This window comes from Actinokineospora sp., from assembly GCF_052390155.1.
Taxonomy (GTDB): Bacteria; Actinomycetota; Actinomycetes; order Mycobacteriales; family Pseudonocardiaceae; genus Actinokineospora.
On sequence record NZ_JBQTHF010000061.1, the window covers coordinates 25,926 to 40,990 of the forward strand.

General features: G+C 72.8%; 17 protein-coding genes. 11 read left to right on the forward strand and 6 right to left on the reverse strand.

The window, feature by feature from the left end:
• Positions 1-171: 171 nt before the first annotated feature.
• Genes ACT4N7_RS21820 through ACT4N7_RS21830 form a run of 3 tightly spaced genes read left to right on the forward strand, consistent with a single transcriptional unit; the run spans position 172 to position 3,839 of the window.
• Positions 172-906 (forward strand): HAD family hydrolase, encoded by a 735-nt coding sequence (locus ACT4N7_RS21820; RefSeq protein WP_444830670.1) that lies wholly within the window; start codon positions 172-174, stop codon positions 904-906.
• A 20-nt stretch (positions 907-926) separates the two neighbouring features.
• Positions 927-3,326, forward strand: coding sequence for a glycoside hydrolase family 65 protein (locus ACT4N7_RS21825; protein WP_444830689.1), 2,400 nt, complete (start codon positions 927-929; stop codon positions 3,324-3,326).
• A 57-nt stretch (positions 3,327-3,383) separates the two neighbouring features.
• The gene (locus ACT4N7_RS21830; RefSeq protein WP_444830671.1) at positions 3,384-3,839 is read left to right on the forward strand and encodes a DUF6328 family protein; all 456 of its coding nucleotides are present in this window, start codon (positions 3,384-3,386) and stop codon (positions 3,837-3,839) included.
• On the opposite strand, the gene ACT4N7_RS21835 is transcribed toward ACT4N7_RS21830, so the two are convergent.
• The 3 genes from ACT4N7_RS21835 to ACT4N7_RS21845 form a co-directional block, all read right to left on the reverse strand.
• A complete protein-coding gene (locus ACT4N7_RS21835; RefSeq protein WP_444830672.1) occupies positions 3,840-4,139 on the reverse strand; it encodes a hypothetical protein in 300 nt (99 codons plus the stop codon). It lies immediately after the preceding gene.
• A gap of 101 nt (positions 4,140-4,240) precedes the next feature.
• Positions 4,241-4,456 (reverse strand): hypothetical protein, encoded by a 216-nt coding sequence (locus ACT4N7_RS21840; RefSeq protein ID WP_444830673.1) that lies wholly within the window; start codon positions 4,454-4,456, stop codon positions 4,241-4,243.
• 559 nt (positions 4,457-5,015) lie between these two features.
• On the reverse strand, positions 5,016-5,387 hold the full coding sequence (locus ACT4N7_RS21845) for a hypothetical protein (protein WP_444830674.1): 372 nt from the start codon (positions 5,385-5,387) through the stop codon (positions 5,016-5,018).
• Between the two features lie 244 nt (positions 5,388-5,631).
• Between ACT4N7_RS21845 and ACT4N7_RS21850 the strand changes: the two genes are divergently transcribed.
• The 5 genes from ACT4N7_RS21850 to ACT4N7_RS21870 all read left to right on the forward strand — a co-directional run bounded on the left by ACT4N7_RS21850 (position 5,632) and on the right by ACT4N7_RS21870 (position 9,491).
• Positions 5,632-6,246 carry an alpha-ketoglutarate-dependent dioxygenase AlkB gene (locus ACT4N7_RS21850; protein ID WP_444830675.1) on the forward strand — a complete coding sequence of 205 codons (615 nt, stop codon included), beginning with the start codon at positions 5,632-5,634 and terminating at the stop codon, positions 6,244-6,246.
• Between the two features lie 222 nt (positions 6,247-6,468).
• Positions 6,469-6,756: a hypothetical protein gene (locus tag ACT4N7_RS21855; protein WP_444830676.1), complete on the forward strand. Its 288-nt coding sequence runs from the start codon at positions 6,469-6,471 to the stop codon at positions 6,754-6,756.
• A 73-nt stretch (positions 6,757-6,829) separates the two neighbouring features.
• On the forward strand, positions 6,830-7,558 hold the full coding sequence (locus ACT4N7_RS21860) for a response regulator transcription factor (RefSeq protein ID WP_444830677.1): 729 nt from the start codon (positions 6,830-6,832) through the stop codon (positions 7,556-7,558).
• Positions 7,536-8,987, forward strand: a complete 1,452-nt coding sequence (locus ACT4N7_RS21865) for a sensor histidine kinase (RefSeq protein WP_444830678.1) — start codon at positions 7,536-7,538, stop codon at positions 8,985-8,987. Before ACT4N7_RS21860 ends, ACT4N7_RS21865 begins: the two co-directional genes overlap by 23 nt.
• A 96-nt stretch (positions 8,988-9,083) precedes the next feature.
• A complete protein-coding gene (locus ACT4N7_RS21870; protein ID WP_444830679.1) occupies positions 9,084-9,491 on the forward strand; it encodes an STAS domain-containing protein in 408 nt (135 codons plus the stop codon).
• On the opposite strand, the gene ACT4N7_RS21875 is transcribed toward ACT4N7_RS21870, so the two are convergent.
• Complete coding sequence (locus ACT4N7_RS21875) at positions 9,478-10,116, reverse strand: phosphoribosyltransferase (protein ID WP_444830680.1); 639 nt, start codon at positions 10,114-10,116, stop codon at positions 9,478-9,480. The genes ACT4N7_RS21870 and ACT4N7_RS21875 overlap by 14 nt on opposite strands.
• A 72-nt stretch (positions 10,117-10,188) precedes the next feature.
• Here ACT4N7_RS21875 and ACT4N7_RS21880 point away from each other — a divergent pair, with 72 nt between their 5' ends.
• The gene (locus tag ACT4N7_RS21880; protein WP_444830681.1) at positions 10,189-10,989 is read left to right on the forward strand and encodes a helix-turn-helix domain-containing protein; all 801 of its coding nucleotides are present in this window, start codon (positions 10,189-10,191) and stop codon (positions 10,987-10,989) included.
• Positions 10,990-11,031: 42 nt separating this feature from the next.
• Here the strand turns inward: ACT4N7_RS21880 and ACT4N7_RS21885 are convergent, their stop codons facing one another.
• A complete protein-coding gene (locus ACT4N7_RS21885) occupies positions 11,032-13,224 on the reverse strand; it encodes an MMPL family transporter (RefSeq protein ID WP_444830682.1) in 2,193 nt (730 codons plus the stop codon).
• A gap of 108 nt (positions 13,225-13,332) precedes the next feature.
• Positions 13,333-14,238, reverse strand: a complete 906-nt coding sequence (gene nudC / locus ACT4N7_RS21890; RefSeq protein ID WP_444830683.1) for an NAD(+) diphosphatase — start codon at positions 14,236-14,238, stop codon at positions 13,333-13,335.
• 36 nt (positions 14,239-14,274) lie between these two features.
• Between nudC and ACT4N7_RS21895 the strand changes: the two genes are divergently transcribed.
• Together ACT4N7_RS21895 and ACT4N7_RS21900 are read left to right on the forward strand one after the other, a co-directional pair.
• The gene (locus ACT4N7_RS21895) at positions 14,275-14,784 is read left to right on the forward strand and encodes an XdhC family protein (protein WP_444830684.1); all 510 of its coding nucleotides are present in this window, start codon (positions 14,275-14,277) and stop codon (positions 14,782-14,784) included.
• A 75-nt stretch (positions 14,785-14,859) separates the two neighbouring features.
• The coding region (locus tag ACT4N7_RS21900) for an SDR family NAD(P)-dependent oxidoreductase (protein ID WP_444830685.1) at positions 14,860-15,065 on the forward strand (206 nt) is incomplete at its 3' end.

Here is a 15,065-nt window from a genome sequence, read left to right on the forward strand (position 1 = left end):
TCGTGGACGTGCGTCCGGCGGGGCTGGGGGAACACCACCGGGAAACGTCCCGCCCGGTCCTGATTCAGCGGGCGACAACTTGCACAACGCACATCGCCCGCCCGACGTTCCCGAGCCCGCGTGTTCCCGCTCACCCCGCCGTCCGCCCGCGCGGACGGTAGCGTCACGGCAATGATCGGACTGCCCGAAGCGATCACCGCCTGCCTGTTCGACCTCGACGGCGTGCTCACCGACACCGCCGCCCTGCACGAGATCGCGTGGCGCCGGACATTCGACGAGTTCCTGGCCACCCGCGCCGACGGCGACCGCTCGCCGTTCACCAAACACGACTACACCGCCCACGTCGACGGCCGCCCGCGCGCCGACGGCGTGCGCACCTTCCTCACCGCCCGCGACGTGCGCCTGCCCGATGGCGACCCGGACGACCCGCCGGACCGGGCGACGGTCAACGGCGTGGGCAACCGGAAGAACGACCTGCTGCTCGCGATCATCGCCGAGCGCGGTGTCGAGCCCTACCCGGGTTCGGTGGCCTACCTGCGGGCCGCGCGCGACGCGGGCCTGGCGATCGGCGTGGTGACCTCCTCGGCCAACGGCGCGCACGTGCTCGACGCGGCGGACCTGACCCAGTACGTGCGGGCCAGGGTCGACGGGCTGACCATCGTCCGCGACGGCCTGCGCGGCAAACCCGCCCCCGACTCGTTCCTGGCGGGCGCCGCGGCGCTGGGCGTCGCACCGGCCGCGACCGCGGTGTTCGAGGACGCGCTGGCGGGCGTCACGGCGGGCCGGGCGGGCGGATTCGGCTACGTGGTGGGCGTCGACCGCGCGGACCAGGCCGACGACCTGCGCGAACGCGGCGCCGACGTGGTGGTCGACGACCTCGCCGACCTGCTGGAGACCTCGACGTGAGCGAGCTTGCGAGCGAACCAATGTCACAGGGCGTCCGCGAGCGGCGCCACGGAGCCTGCGAGGGGGCGTCCGTGCGGCCCGGGTACGACATAGCGCCGTGGCAGCTGCGCTGGACCGGCCTCGCCGTCGACCAGCTCCACCGCACCGAGTCGACGTTCGCGCTGGCCAACGGGCACCTGGGGATGCGGGGCTCGCTGGACGAGGGCGAGCCGGTCGGCCTGCCGGGCACCTATCTCAACGGGTTCTACGAGGAGCACGCCCTGCCCTACGCGGAGGCGGGCTACGGCTACCCCGAGGCGGGCCAGACGGTCGTCAACGTCACCGACGGCAAGGTCATCCGGCTGCTGGTGGAGGACGAGCCGCTGGACATGCGCTACGGCCAGGCGCACGCCCACCAGCGCACCCTCGACTTCCGCTCCGGCCTGCTCACCCGGGAGACCGACTGGGAGTCGCCGACCGGGCGGCGGGTGCGGGTGCGCACCCGGCGGCTGGTGTCGTTCACCCAGCGCGCCGTCGCCGCGATCCGCTACGAGGTCGAGCCGGTCGACGGCACCGTGCAGCTCGTGGTCCAGTCCGACCTGCTGGCCAACGAGCCCATCGAGTCGAGCACCCGCGACCCCCGGGTGGCGGCGGCGCTGAAGTCGCCACTGGTCGGCGAGTTCCACAGCGCCGAGGACCACCGCGCGGTGCTGGTGCACCGGACCCGGGAGTCCGGGCTGCGGATGGCCGCCGCGATGGACCACGAGATCGAGGTGGGCGACGGTCTGCGCACCGAGATCCGCGCCGAGGCCGACCTCGCCCGGCTGACCGCCGCGGTCGACGTCGCCGCGGGACAGACGCTGGTGGTGACCAAGTTCCTGGGTTACGGCTGGTCGGCGCAGCGGTCGGCGCCCGCGCTGCGCGCGCAGGTGGAGGCCGCGCTGGCGGGCGCGCGGCAGACGAGCTGGGCGGGGCTGCTCGCCGAGCAGCGGGCCTTCCTGGACGACTTCTGGGACGTCGCCGACGTCGAGATCGACGGCGACGACGCGCTGCAGCAGGCCGTGCGGCTGGCGCTGTTCCACATCCTGCAGGCGGGGGCGCGCGGCGAGAGCCGGGCCATCCCGGGCAAGGGGCTCACCGGGCCGGGCTACGACGGGCACGCGTTCTGGGACACCGAGACGTTCGTGCTGCCCGTGCTGACCTACACCGTCCCCGACGCCGCCCGCGACGCGCTGGGCTGGCGGCACAGCACGCTGCCCAAGGCGTGCGAGCGGGCCAGGGTGCTGGGCAAGCGGGGCGCGGCGTTCCCGTGGCGCTCGATCAACGGCGCCGAGTGCTCGGCGTACTGGCCCGCGGGCACCGCCGCGTTCCACGTCTCCGCCGACATCGCCGACGCCACCGCCCGCTACTTCGCCGCCACCGGCGACGCCGAGTTCGACCGCACGCAGGGCACCGAGCTGCTGGTGGAGACCGCGCGGCTGTGGGCGTCGCTGGGCCACCACGACCCGCACGACGGCTTCCGCATCGACGGCGTCACCGGGCCGGACGAGTACACCGCGGTGGTCGACAACAACGTCTACACGAACCTGATGGCGCAGAAGAACCTCACCGAAGCCGCCGCCGCGTGCGAGCGCAACCCCGAGGTGGCGCGACGGCTCGCGGTCACCGACGAGGAGACCGCGAGCTGGCTCACCGCGGCGCGGGAGACGCACGTCCCCTACGACGACATGCTGCGGGTGCACCCGCAGTCGGAGGGGTTCACCCAGCACGAGGAATGGGACTTCGCGAACACCCCCGCCGAGCACTACCCGCTGCTGCTGAACTACCCGTACTTCGACCTCTACCGCAAGCAGGTGGTCAAACAGGCCGACCTGGTGCTCGCCCTGCACCTGCGCGGCGACGCGTTCACCTTCGCGGACAAGGTCCGCGACTTCGCCTACTACGAAGCCCGCACAGTGCGCGACTCGTCGCTGTCGGCGGCCACCCAGGCGGTGATCGCGGCCGAGTGCGGGCACCTCGACCTGGCCTACGACTACCTGGTCGAGGCGGCCATGACCGACCTGCACGACCTGCACGACAACGTGCGCAACGGCCTGCACATGGCCTCGCTCGCCGGCGCGTGGCAGGCCGTCGTCGCGGGCTTCGGCGGCATGCGCGACCACGGCGGCGAGCTGACCTTCGCGCCGCGGCTGCCGCCCGCGCTGCACCGCGTGGCGTTCAGGATGTGCTTTCGCGGGAGCAGGCTGCAAGTCGTCATCGAGCCTGGCCAAGCCACCTACCGACTGGTCTCCGGCGACCCGCGCACGGTGTCGCACCACGGCGAGCCGCTGGTGATCGGGCCCGACGCGCCCGTGACCCGACCGGTGCCGCCCGCGCCGGAGCACCCGACCCCGACGCCGCCCCCGGGCCGCGCGCCGCGGCGGCACGCCAAGCCCGTTTGACCCGGTCGCGCGGCGGGAACTCCACCAGGCGATACCCACCGCGAGAAAGCGATGTGGATGGCGACCACCGGAGAGACCCACGACGAGCAACTGCGCCGCAACGTCAACGAGCTGCTCCAGGAACTGCGCGTCGCCCAGGCCGGGGTGCAGATCCTGTTCGGCTTCCTGCTGGCCGTCACCTTCACCGAGCCGTACCTGCGGGCAGGCGACTTCCAGCAGACCGTGCACCTGATCACGGTGCTGTTCGCGGCGGCCGCGATCGCGCTGCTGACCGCGCCCGCCGCGTGGCACCGGGTGCTGTTCCGCCAGGGCCAACGCGAACGCGTCCTGCGCATCGGCAACAGGTTCGCCCTCGCGGGCATGGCCTGCCTCGCCGCCGCCATGACCGGCACCGTCCTGCTGATCACCGACGTGGTCCTCGGCGACCGCGTGGCCACCGCGCTGGCGGCGCTGTCCGCCCTGGCGTTCGCCGTACTCTGGTTCGTGCTCCCCTACCGCTACCGCCGCGAGTAGCTACCGGCGGTCGAGGTGGTCGCGGGCGGCGACCAGGGCGGCGCGGGCGGCGTCGGGTCTGCGGGCGCGTAGGTGGCGGCGGGCGGTGCCGACCGCGTCGGCCGCGGGAAGCACCTGGCAGGTGTCGCCGGTGGCGGCCGTGCGGGCCAGCGCGCCGAGCAGGTTGTCGGCCAGCGTGTCCGCGGCGGCGGGCGGGAGCGGGTCGATGAGGACCGTGAGCGCGGCGTCGACCGCGCGGCGCAGGTCGAGTCCCGGAGACGGTGATCGCGGGTAGGGCGGGGCGTCGAGTTGCCGTGTCATGTCTGTCTCCCCATTGAGGCCAGTCCCCTGAGCCTGCACCGCCGACCGCGCCGCCACCGGATCCGACGGCGGTCTCCACCCGACCGGGTGAAGCGCGGGCCTCAGTGGTGGTGCCGCACGGGGATCGCCCGCAGAGCGCGGAGCGCGGCGTCGAGGGTGGCGCGGGCCGTCGCCTCGTCGCCCGCCCGCAGCGCCTCGACCGCCCGCCGCACGTCCGCGACGGGCCCGGTGAGCACGCAGGTGTCTCCGCAGGCGGCGGTCCACGCCAGCCCGGCGATCAACTCGGCGACAGCGTCGGCGGTGGGATCCGCCGTCACCTTCTCCACGGAGGCGAGCAGTCGCACCCCGGGCCGTCGGGGAACGGCGACCGGCGGCGCCAGGAGCGGGTTCGAGGGGAGGGGGCTCGGCACAGCGTGCGCGATCGGCATGACGGTCTCGATTCTCCCGGGCGCCGGGGCCTGTCCCGACACCCAACAGGCTTGCCCCGGCGAGTATCCACCCAAACACCCGAAGGAGCGCAGGGATAGGCGAGAAGAGACCTGCCAGTGATCGGGTAGAGCCTGCTCAAGGCGGTAGAGATGGTACCGCTGCCGGGGACGCCCGCGCCTCCGTTGCTACGGTCGAGTTGGTCGGCGGGCAGGGCCGTTCGCGCTACGAGGGACGATCGGGACCACGCCGATAGCGCTCAGCACGGCCACGACGCCGTTCTCGATTTGCGTGGCGGTACTCGGCGAGTAGCCGGGCGTGCTGCAAAAGTTCCCGTCGCACACCGTCGGGGGTGGGCTGGAACAACCGGTGACGAGCAGGACGGCAGCGCAGGCGAGGGCGGCCGGGCGGAACCGGGACACGGCAGATCCTTTCACCGAATCGAGCTCGTCACGCTGTCTGGGCGGAACGCGATGAACTGGAAGCCACCAGCACCACCACGCCGATGGCCAGCAGAACCGCGATCACGGCCTGGGGGTATCCCGTGACAAAGCTGATCAGCGCGCCCACGGCCCCCACCACCTCCATGACCAACGCGAGGCTACGCGCCCACGGACGTCGGGTCAGGAAGGCGGCGGCGAGGGCGATAAGGACCGCGATCAGGGGATTGATCACGATCACGAACCACACCGAACCCGCGACTACCTGGTTGTGGTCCAGGCGGGCGCTGATCGTCAGCAACTGCACGACCCAGATCCCGAGCGAGGCCACGGCCTGCGCGAACATGATTATCTGCGCGACCCTGAGCTGCCTGCTGACCACGACCCGCTCCTTCCGCGGCGACTCCCGAGCACGCTAGCCGCAGGCAGCGGCACCCTCTTGGGCTTGTCCACTACCTGCCACTCGGGAGTACTGCGATAGGCATCAAGGATCACATTGCCGATTCTCGGAATCCCCGGGTGACGATTTTCGCAGAACTGTGCGACAAAGGCACCAACGCCCCGGAATCGCCAACAAACGGTCACAATACGAACGTCCGTTCGATTGCGGGTGTAGGTTGGCCGACATGGACGTCACGCTGCAGGGCTCCCTGCTCGACGGACTCGGCGGCACCGGACTCGGCCCGCTCGCGGCCGCCCGGCGCACCCTGCTGTCGGCAGGCGCGTGGATCGACGTGCTCCCGGGCTGGCTGCCCGGCGCCGACGACCTGTTCGCCCGGCTGGTCGAGCGGGTGCCGTGGCACGCCGAGCGCAGGCAGATGTACGACACCGTGGTGGCCGTCCCCCGCCTGCTGAGCTTCTACGACGACGGCGACCCCCTGCCCGACCCGCTGCTCGTCCAGGCCCGCGACGCCCTCGACGCGCACTACCCGGAGCGCTTCACCACCGCGGGCCTCTGCCTCTACCGCGACGGCCGCGACAGCGTCGCCTGGCACGGCGACACCATCGGCCGCGGCGCCCGGGAGGACACCCTGGTCGCCATCGTGTCCGTCGGCGCGCCCCGGGCCCTGCTGCTGCGACCGCGCGGCGGCGGCCCCGCGGTGCGCCACGCCCTCGGCCACGGCGACCTGCTGGTGATGGGCGGGTCGTGCCAGCGCACCTGGGAGCACGCGGTCCCGAAGACGGCACGGCCGGTGGGCCCGCGGATCAGCATCCAATTCCGCCCGACCGACGTGCGCTGACCCTCACCTTGGACTTCAGGGTTATCACCGACCTACCTTCAACCTCAACGTGACAGTTAGATAAGACTCCCCCGGCCTGGTGAGCAGCACAAACGCGCGCCTGGGCCTGGCTTTTCGCGACACCAGGCACTCTCCACAACACCAGGCACCTTCAGCCTCGACATCCCCGGCACATCGCGCTATCTTGATATCGGATAATGACTACCGGCTACCGGGAGCGACATGGACGCGGGCGACGTGGGGCGACTGCTGTTCGGCAGGCCGAGCAGGCTGCGCCTGGCGCTGTGGATCCACCAGCACGCCGGGCCCCGCTTCTATCAGTCGGAGCCGCCGAAGACGATCATCGCGCAGAGCGCGACCGGGGCCGAGCTGACCCGACTGGTCGACCTCGGCATGCTGGTCGAGCACCGCGAGCCCGCCAACCGCCGGGTCTACTACGAGCGCACCCGCAGTCCGCTGTGGTCGATCGTCGTCGCCGCGTCGAAGGTGGTCGAGCCGGTCGACAAGTGACCGGCGCCCGTCTCACAGTCGATACACAGGATCAGCACAGCCGAGGACCATCCCGACCCAGCAGGATGTGGGCATGCCCGCGACCACGCGACCGGACCTGCGCAGGCCGGACGGCCAACCCGTCCGGGTCCTGGTGGTCGACGACGAGCCGACGCTGGCGGAACTGGTCACCCTCGCCCTGCGCTACGAGGGCTGGGACGTGCGCAGCGCCCCCGATGGCGCGAGCGCGGTGCGCGTGGCGCGGGAGTTCAAGCCGGACGCGGTAGTGCTCGACGTGATGCTGCCCGACGTCGACGGCCTGGAGGTGCTGCGCCGGATGCGCGCGGAGGCCACCACGCTGCCGGTGCTGTTCCTCACCGCGAAGGACGCCGTCGAGGACCGCATCGCCGGGCTGACCGCGGGCGGCGACGACTACGTGACCAAGCCGTTCAGCATCGAGGAGGTGGTGCTGCGGCTGCGCGGCCTGCTGCGCCGCACCGGGGTCACCGAGGCGAGCGGGGGCGCCGCCCTGGTCGTCGGCGACCTCAGCCTGGACGAGGACACCCGCGAGGTGCGCCGGGCGGGCGCGGAGATCACACTGACGGCGACCGAGTTCGAGCTGCTGCGCTTCCTGATGCGCAACCCGCGCCGGGTGCTGAGCAAGACCCAGATCCTCGACCGGGTCTGGAACTACGACTTCGGCGGCCAGGCCAACATCGTCGAGCTGTACATCTCCTACCTGCGCAAGAAGATCGACGCGGGCAGGCCGCCGATGATCCACACCATGCGGGGTGCGGGCTATGTCCTCAAACCGGCCGGGTAGGGCCTGGTCGCTGCGCGCGCGGCTGATCGCCGAGCAGCTCGTCCTGCTGGCGGTGGTGTGCCTGATCATCGGTGTGGTCACCGTGGTCGCGCTGCGCGCGTTCCTGGTCGACCGGCTCGACACGCAGCTCGCGGAGGCCAGCGGGCGGGCGAGCGAGTTCGTCGGGCGGCCCGAGCCCGGCCGCGGACCGCGCGGGCGCCCGCCGATCGACGCTCCCGGCCAGGGTCCCGGGACGCTGAACGCGCTGGTGTACCAGGGGACCGTGACCGACGCGAAGGTGCAGACGAACACCGCGCGGCGCGAGGACATCCCCGCGGGCCTGCACCCGGTGCTGACCCGGCTCCCCGCCGACGGCCAGACCCACGACGGCGACCTGGGCGAGTACGGCCCGTACCGGCTGGTGGCCGTGCGCGGGGGTCCTGGCGAGACGGTGATCGTGACCGGTCTGCCGTTGGCGGCGGTGCGGAGCACGCTGTGGACGGTCGGGGGCGTGCTGGCCGGTGTCTCGCTGCTCGGCCTGACGATCGCGGGTGTGTTCGGCACCCTGATCGTGCGGCGGACACTGCGCCCGCTCGACCGGATGGCCGCGACCGCCCGCCGGGTCGCCGAGCAGCCGCTCGACCGGGGCGAGGTGGCCCTGTCGGAGCGGGTGGCGCAGGCGGACACCGATCCGCGGACCGAGGTCGGCCAGGTCGGCTCCGCGCTCAACCGGATGCTCGGCCACATCGGCGCCGCGTTCGCCGCGCGGCACGCGAGCGAGACCCGGGTGCGCCAGTTCGTCGCCGACGCGAGCCACGAGCTGCGCACCCCGCTGGCGGCGATCCGCGGGTACGCGGAACTGGCCGGCCGCCGGGGCGGGGAGGTGCCGCCGGAGGTCGCGCACGCGATCTCGCGCGTGGAGTCCGAGGCCCGCCGGATGACCACGCTGGTGGAGGACCTGCTGCTGCTCGCGCGGCTGGACTCCGGGCGGCCGCTGCGCTACGAGACCGTCGACCTGTCCCGGGTGGTCCTCGACGCCGTCGGCGACGCCCGGGTCGCGGGGCCGGACCACCAGTGGCGCCTCGACCTGCCCGCGGAGCGGGTGCTGGCGGTCGGCGACCAGGCGCGGCTACACCAGGTGTTGGCGAACCTGCTGGCCAACGGCCGCACGCACACCGCGCCCGGCACCACGGTGACCACCGGGCTCGCGGTGGACGACGGGCACGCGGTGCTCACCGTGACCGACGACGGCCCCGGCATCCCGGACGAGCTGGCGGCGGAGGTGTTCGAGCGGTTCGCCCGCGGCGACAGCTCCCGCTCCCGCGCGGCGGGCAGCACCGGGCTGGGGCTGGCGATCGTCGCCGCGGTCGTCCAGGCCCACCACGGCAGCGTCGAGGTGGCGAGCAGGCCGGGCGCCACCCGGTTCACCGTCCGAATCCCGGCCGCGTAGTCCAGCCGCGGTGGCCACCGGTCGGCTGAGGACTTTGGACCTGGGACAGGGGCCGCCTGCCCGCGTAGGCTCCGACCACTCGGTAGTCCGACGCCGGTGGGAGGTGGGCAGTGCTCATGGCTGTCCGCCCGCCCGCCCGCCGCCAAGGCGGTGGCGACGATCGCTGACCCGCTCAACCGTCCCCCGTCGACGCCCGCCGCGGACCTCGACGAGTCCGCCATCCCGCGCCAGCCCGCCCGGCTCACCGGGCACGCCGATCTCAGCACCCGCCCCGACTTCGAGCAGCTCCTGGTCGCGCTGTGCAGCCAGGCGGGCGGCGACGTGCACCTCGACATGGCCGAACTCGACTTCATCGACGTGTCCGGGGTGATCATCCTGCTGCGGGCCGCGAGCACGCTGCCGGACGACCGCAGGCTGGTGCTGCACAACCCGCCGCAGGCGATGCGGCGCATCCTGGACCTGCTCGGCTCCTCCGACGACGAGACGGGCCTCACGATCGACTAGCGGCGTCCAGCACCGCTCCCACCTCGGCGTCGGTGACCTGGGTGAAGTCGCCGTACCACTGGCCGACCGCGACGAACCGGCGCGGGGTGTGCGCGCAGTGCACCTCGTCGGCCAGTTCCCGCAGCGAACCCAGCACGCCGACCGGTGCCACGGGCACCGCGAGCACGACCCGACGCGCCCCCAATTTGCGCACGACCTCGATCGCCGCGACCACCGTGGCCCCGGTCGCCACGCCGTCGTCGACCACGACCACGGTGCGGCCCGCGAGGTCGCGCGGATCGGCACCGCCCCGCAGCAGGACGGCGCGGCGGCGGAGTTCGACCCGCTCGCGCTCGGCCTGGTCGGCGACGTCGGCCCAGGTCAGGCAGAGGTCGCGCAGGACGGCGGTGGCCTGCACGGTGACCGCCCGCTCCCCTACCGCGCCGACCGCGAGCTCCGGCCTGCCGGGCGCCCCCACCTTGCGCACCAGCACCACGTCGAGTTCGGCGCCGAGCCCCGCGGCGACCTGCGCGGCCACCGGCACGCCACCGCGCGGGAGGCCGAGCACGACGGGGTTGTCCGCGCGCAGGTGGCCCAGGAGCCCGACGAGTGTCCGGCCCGCGTCGGCGCGGTCGGCGAAGCGCATCCCGCCAGTGTGCGCCCCGCCATTACCCGGCGGGTAATGGTCTTGGCGCACGCCGGTCCGTAGGTTCGAACCATGACCACGGCCCACGCCCCCGAGCGACCGGTCGGCGCGCTGCTCCGCCAGTGGCGGGAGCAGCGCAGGCTGAGCCAGCTCGACCTGTCCTTGCAGGCCGCGATCTCCACGCGGCACCTGAGTTTCGTCGAGACCGGCCGTTCCGCGCCGAGCCGAGAGATGGTGCTGCACCTGGCCGACAACCTCGATCTGCCGCTGCGCGACCGCAACCAGCTTCTGCTGGCCGCGGGCTACGCACCGGTCTACTCCGAGGCGCCGCTGAACTCGCCGCGGATGGCGGCCGTGCGGGCCGCCGTGCGTCAGGTCCTGGCCGGTCACGAGCCGTTCCCGGCCGTCGCGGTCGACCGGCGGTGGAACCTGGTGGACGCCAACAAGAGCCTGTCGCTGCTGCTCGCGGGGGTGGCGCCGGGGCTGCTGGCGGCACCGGCCAACGTGCTGCGGATCAGCCTGCACCCCGATGGCGTGGCGCCGCGCATCGTGAACCTCGGCGAGTGGCGGGCGCACCTGCTCGCCCGGCTGCGCAGGCAGATCGCGATCACCGCCGACGAGGCCCTGTCGGACCTCCACAACGAGCTGGCGGCCTACCCGTGCGCCCAGCCGGAGCCGGAGGTCGACCCGAACGGCGCCGCCGACGTGGTGATCCCGCTGCGGTTGCGCCACGGCGACACCGAGCTGGCGTTCTTCGGCACGGTGACCACGTTCGGCACGCCGACCGACATCACCGTCGCCGAACTCGCCATCGAGTCGTTCTTCCCCGCCGACCAGGCGACCGCCCGAGCCCTGCGGGATCTGACGGCCTGAGGACGGCCGACCCCGAAACCGGGGGCGGCCGTCCGCAGCGGGTCAGCCGACCGGGTCCAGCTCGCGCTGCCGGTGCCGAGCGGACACCGGAGCGACCCGCGGCCGCAGGAACCGCGGCGTCCACCAGTTGCGCTCACCGAGCACCGCCATCAGCGACGGCAGCACGACGGCCCGGATGATGGTGGCGTCGAGCAGGATCGCCGTGGCCAGGCCGACGCCCATCTGCTTCATGTCGATGGTGCTCAGTGTGGCGAAGATGGAGAACACGCCGATCATCACCGCCGCCGCGCTGGTCACCACGCCCGCCGACGTCGTGATGCCCTTGGCGACCGCTGCGCGGGTGTCCAGCCCGCCCTGGCGGGCCTCGCGGATGCGGCTGACCACGAACACGTGGTAGTCCATCGAGAGTCCGAACAGGACGACGAACAGGATCAGCGGCAGCCAGGCCACGATGCCGCCGGTCGAGGTGAACCCGAGCAGGCCCTCGGCCCAGGTGTTCTGGAAGACCAGCACGAGCACCCCGTACGCGGCACCCGCGGACAGCATGTTCAGCAGGATCGACGACAGCGCGATCACCGGGGACCGGAAGGTCCACAGCATCACCAGGAACGTCAGCACCAGCACGATCGTGATCACCCACGGCAGCGCCGAGGTCATGTTGTCGATGAAGTCGTTCTCCCCCGCGGTCTGCCCGCTCACCGCGAACTCGGCGCCCGCGACGGCGCCCACCGTGGCAGGCACCGCGGTGGTCCGCAGCCACGACAGCGACCGGTCGGACCCCGGGCTGGTGGCGTTGTCCGGGATGGCGGCCGCGATGACGAAGATCCGGCCGTCCGCGGACCGGGTGACCTCGGGGGCGCGGTCCTTGGCGAACCCGGGGTCTGCCTGGATGCGGGCCGACAGTTCGGCGACCGCGGCCTCGGTTTGGGCGACCCGGTCGGCGGGCGCGCGGACCGCGATCGCGTGCGTGGCGCCCGTGCTGGGGAACGCCGCGGTCATCCGGTCGTAGGACTGCATGATCGGGATGCTGCGCGGCAGGTCGGCGTCCGATGGCGAGTTCAGGTTCATGCCCGCGGCGGGGATGGCCAGGGCCAGCAGCGCGCCGGTCGCGAGCGCGAGCGCGACGCCCGGCCTGCGCAGCGACGGCCGCAGCACGGCCTGCCAGAACCGGGGCTCGCCGTTCGAGCGCGCGGCCAGCCGCCAGAGGAACGGCACGCGCGGCCGGTCGATCCAGCGGCCGAGCTTGGCGAGCATCGCGGGCAGCACGGTGATGGAGCCGATCACCGCGGCCAGCACGACCAGGATGGAGCCGATGGCCATCGAGGAGAACGTGACGTCGTTGGCGACGAACATGCCCGCCATCGCGACGACCACGGCGATCCCGGAGACGACGATGGCGTGCCCGGAGGTGGCGGCGGCGATCTCGACGGCGTCGAGGTGTTTGGCGCCCTTGGCGCGTTCCTCGCGTTCACGCCGGATGTAGAACAGCGAGTAGTCCACGCCCACGGCCATCCCGATGAGCAGGATCATGCTGGAGGTGTTCTCGGTGCTCGGCACGAGCTGCGAGACCAGCGCGGACAGGCCCAGCGCGCTGCCGACGGCGGACATCGCGAGCAGCACCGGCACGCCCGCGGCGATGACCGCGCCGAACGCGATCAGCATGATCAGCAGGGTCACCGGGATGCTGATGAACTCGGCCTTCTGGAAGTCGTTGCCCAAGGTCTCCGAGACGGCCTTGTTCAGCGACTGGCCGCCGACCTGCTCGACGCGCAGGTCCGGGTGGGCGGCCTGGATCGAGGCGGTGGTGTCCAGCAGGGGCCGCAGCCGGTCCTCGGCGGTCTCGCGGTCGCCCGCGATGTCGACGCTGACCAGGATCGCGCTGCCCCGCGGCGACGGGATCGGCTCGCCCACCTCGCCGACCTCGGGCAGCGCGGCCATCCTGGCGCGCACCTCGGCCGCGACGGTCGCCGCGGTGCCCTGGTCGAGGCTGCCCGAGCGGGCGGTGATCAGGACGTTCTCGGTGGCCGGGCGGGTGAGGTTCGCGTCGTCGATGATCTGCTGGTAGACCGCCAGCTCGCCCTTGGGGTTGTCGTCGAAGTCGGCGGTCTTGGTGCCGACGACGGCCCCCGCGCCGACGCAGACGATCACGAACAGGAACCACGCGCCGATCGCCCGCCACGGGTGTAAGGCGCTCCATCTGGCGATGCGCACCGTCACCATCGGTTTCGCTGACATTGGGATACCCCCACCGCTCTGCTCAGGACTGTGTCGAGCAGAAGAGTGTCAGCGCGCGGGCGTCGGCGAATCGGGAACCGTCCCGGATCTTGACCCCCGGTACCGCCCCTAGGGGTCGAGGTCGGACCCCAGCCAGGAGCGCAGCAGGAACTGTTCGATCGAGTCGCCCCGGTGGGTGCCCGCGGCGCGGTGTTCGGCCTGTAGGGCGGCGACCTCGGCGCGGGTGAACCAGCGGGCGTCGAGCAGTTCGTCCCGGTCGACGGTGATGTCCTCGGACAGCGCGACGGCGCGGAAGCCGATCATCAACCCGGACGGGAACGGCCACGCCTGCGAGGCGCGGTACTCGACAGCGCCGATCGCGACGCCCGCCTCCTCGGCCAGTTCGCGGCGGACGGCGTCCTCCAGGTTCTCGCCGATCTCGACGAACCCGGCGAGGGTGGCGTAGGCGTTCTCGGCGGCGCCGCGGTGGCGCCCGAGCAGGCACCGCCGCCCCGACTCGACCAGCACGATCACGGCGGGTTCGATGCGCGCGAACAGCAGCTTGGCGCAGCCGGTGCAGACGAGCTGGTGGCCGCCGTGGCCGTGTCGGGTGGCGGCGCCACAGGCGCCGCAGAAGCGCTGGTTGCGGTGCCAGTGCAGCAGGCCGCGGGCGTAGGCGAGCCGGGCGCCGTGGTCGGCGGGCAGGGTCGGGAACAGCCGCCGCAAGTCCACAGTGGACTCGGCGGCGGCCGCGGCGACGGCGGCCGGTTCGTCCAGTTCGGACAGATCGGCGGCGAACACCCCGGCGGCGCCGTCGAGGCCGAGGAACACCGTGTCCGCGTCGGGTGGGATCGACACCGGCAGGCCGTCGCGCACCAGACATCGGTCGCGCCACAACGGGATCGCGGTGCTGTTCGGGTGTTCGCGCAGCGCGCGCAGCCACGCGTCGTCGGCGCGCCGGGCGCCCGCCCGATCCAGCGTCAGGCCGCAGTAGGGCAGGGTGTCCCGCGCCGACACGCTCGAAGAAGGATTCATCGCGCTGAAGGCTATGCCATCGACCAGACTGCGGACATGACCACTGACGACTCGTGCGCCGTCGCCCACGGCGCCCCGGTGCCCGACGCGGGCACCCGCACCCTGGTGGTGGTGTTCGCGACCGCGGTCGGCGAGCACCTGCTGCGCTACGGCGCCGACCTCGGCTACCGGACCGTCCTGGTCGAGCCCGAACCGGCGCGGCGCGGCGGCGAACCCGCACGGTCCGTGGCGGCGACAGTGCCCGCCGATCTCGGCGTGGACACCGACATCGTGGTCACCGACCACCACCGCCCCGAACTCGGCCTCGTCCTGCGTGCCGCGCTGGTGTCGAAGACCCGGTGGGTCGGCGTGATGGGCAACCCTCGCCACCCGGGGCCGCACATCCCCGCGCTGCGGGCGCTCGGCGTGGAGGAGGCGGAGATCGACCGGGTGCACCGGCCGATCGGGCTCAACATCGGCTCGCGCACCCCGGCCGAGATCGCGATCGCCACGCTGGCGGGCCTGATCGCCGACCGCAACGGCAAACCGGGCGGCTTCGAGTTCTGACGGGTGGACAGCCGCACGGCCCGGGAGTAGCTTGCTAAGCGCTTGCTTAGCTCATCGACCGCTCCCGGAGGAACCGTGTCCCAACCCCGCACCGCGATCGTCACCGGTGCCGCCCGCGGCATCGGCGCCGCCGTGGCCAAGCGTCTCGCCAAGGACGGGTTCGCCGTGGCGGTGATCGATCTGGACGAGGCGAGCTGCGCGGACACCGTGGCGGCGATCGAGGCCGAGGGCGGCACGGCGCTGGCCGTGGGTGCCGACGTCCGCGACGCCGCGCAGGTCGA

Bases quoted from the DNA above. Each gene is read 5' to 3' on its own strand.
- ACT4N7_RS21820 (WP_444830670.1), top strand. From the start codon at position 172: ATGATCGGACTGCCCGAAGCGATCACCGCCTGCCTGTTCGACCTCGAC.
- ACT4N7_RS21825 (WP_444830689.1), top strand. From the start codon at position 927: ATGTCACAGGGCGTCCGCGAGCGGCGCCACGGAGCCTGCGAGGGGGCG.
- ACT4N7_RS21830 (WP_444830671.1), top strand. From the start codon at position 3,384: ATGGCGACCACCGGAGAGACCCACGACGAGCAACTGCGCCGCAACGTC.
- ACT4N7_RS21835 (WP_444830672.1), bottom strand. From the start codon at position 4,139: ATGACACGGCAACTCGACGCCCCGCCCTACCCGCGATCACCGTCTCCG.
- ACT4N7_RS21850 (WP_444830675.1), top strand. From the start codon at position 5,632: ATGGACGTCACGCTGCAGGGCTCCCTGCTCGACGGACTCGGCGGCACC.
- ACT4N7_RS21855 (WP_444830676.1), top strand. From the start codon at position 6,469: ATGGACGCGGGCGACGTGGGGCGACTGCTGTTCGGCAGGCCGAGCAGG.
- ACT4N7_RS21860 (WP_444830677.1), top strand. From the start codon at position 6,830: ATGCCCGCGACCACGCGACCGGACCTGCGCAGGCCGGACGGCCAACCC.
- ACT4N7_RS21865 (WP_444830678.1), top strand. From the start codon at position 7,536: ATGTCCTCAAACCGGCCGGGTAGGGCCTGGTCGCTGCGCGCGCGGCTG.
- ACT4N7_RS21875 (WP_444830680.1), bottom strand. From the start codon at position 10,116: ATGCGCTTCGCCGACCGCGCCGACGCGGGCCGGACACTCGTCGGGCTC.
- ACT4N7_RS21880 (WP_444830681.1), top strand. From the start codon at position 10,189: ATGACCACGGCCCACGCCCCCGAGCGACCGGTCGGCGCGCTGCTCCGC.
- ACT4N7_RS21885 (WP_444830682.1), bottom strand. From the start codon at position 13,224: ATGTCAGCGAAACCGATGGTGACGGTGCGCATCGCCAGATGGAGCGCC.
- nudC (WP_444830683.1), bottom strand. From the start codon at position 14,238: ATGAATCCTTCTTCGAGCGTGTCGGCGCGGGACACCCTGCCCTACTGC.
- ACT4N7_RS21895 (WP_444830684.1), top strand. From the start codon at position 14,275: ATGACCACTGACGACTCGTGCGCCGTCGCCCACGGCGCCCCGGTGCCC.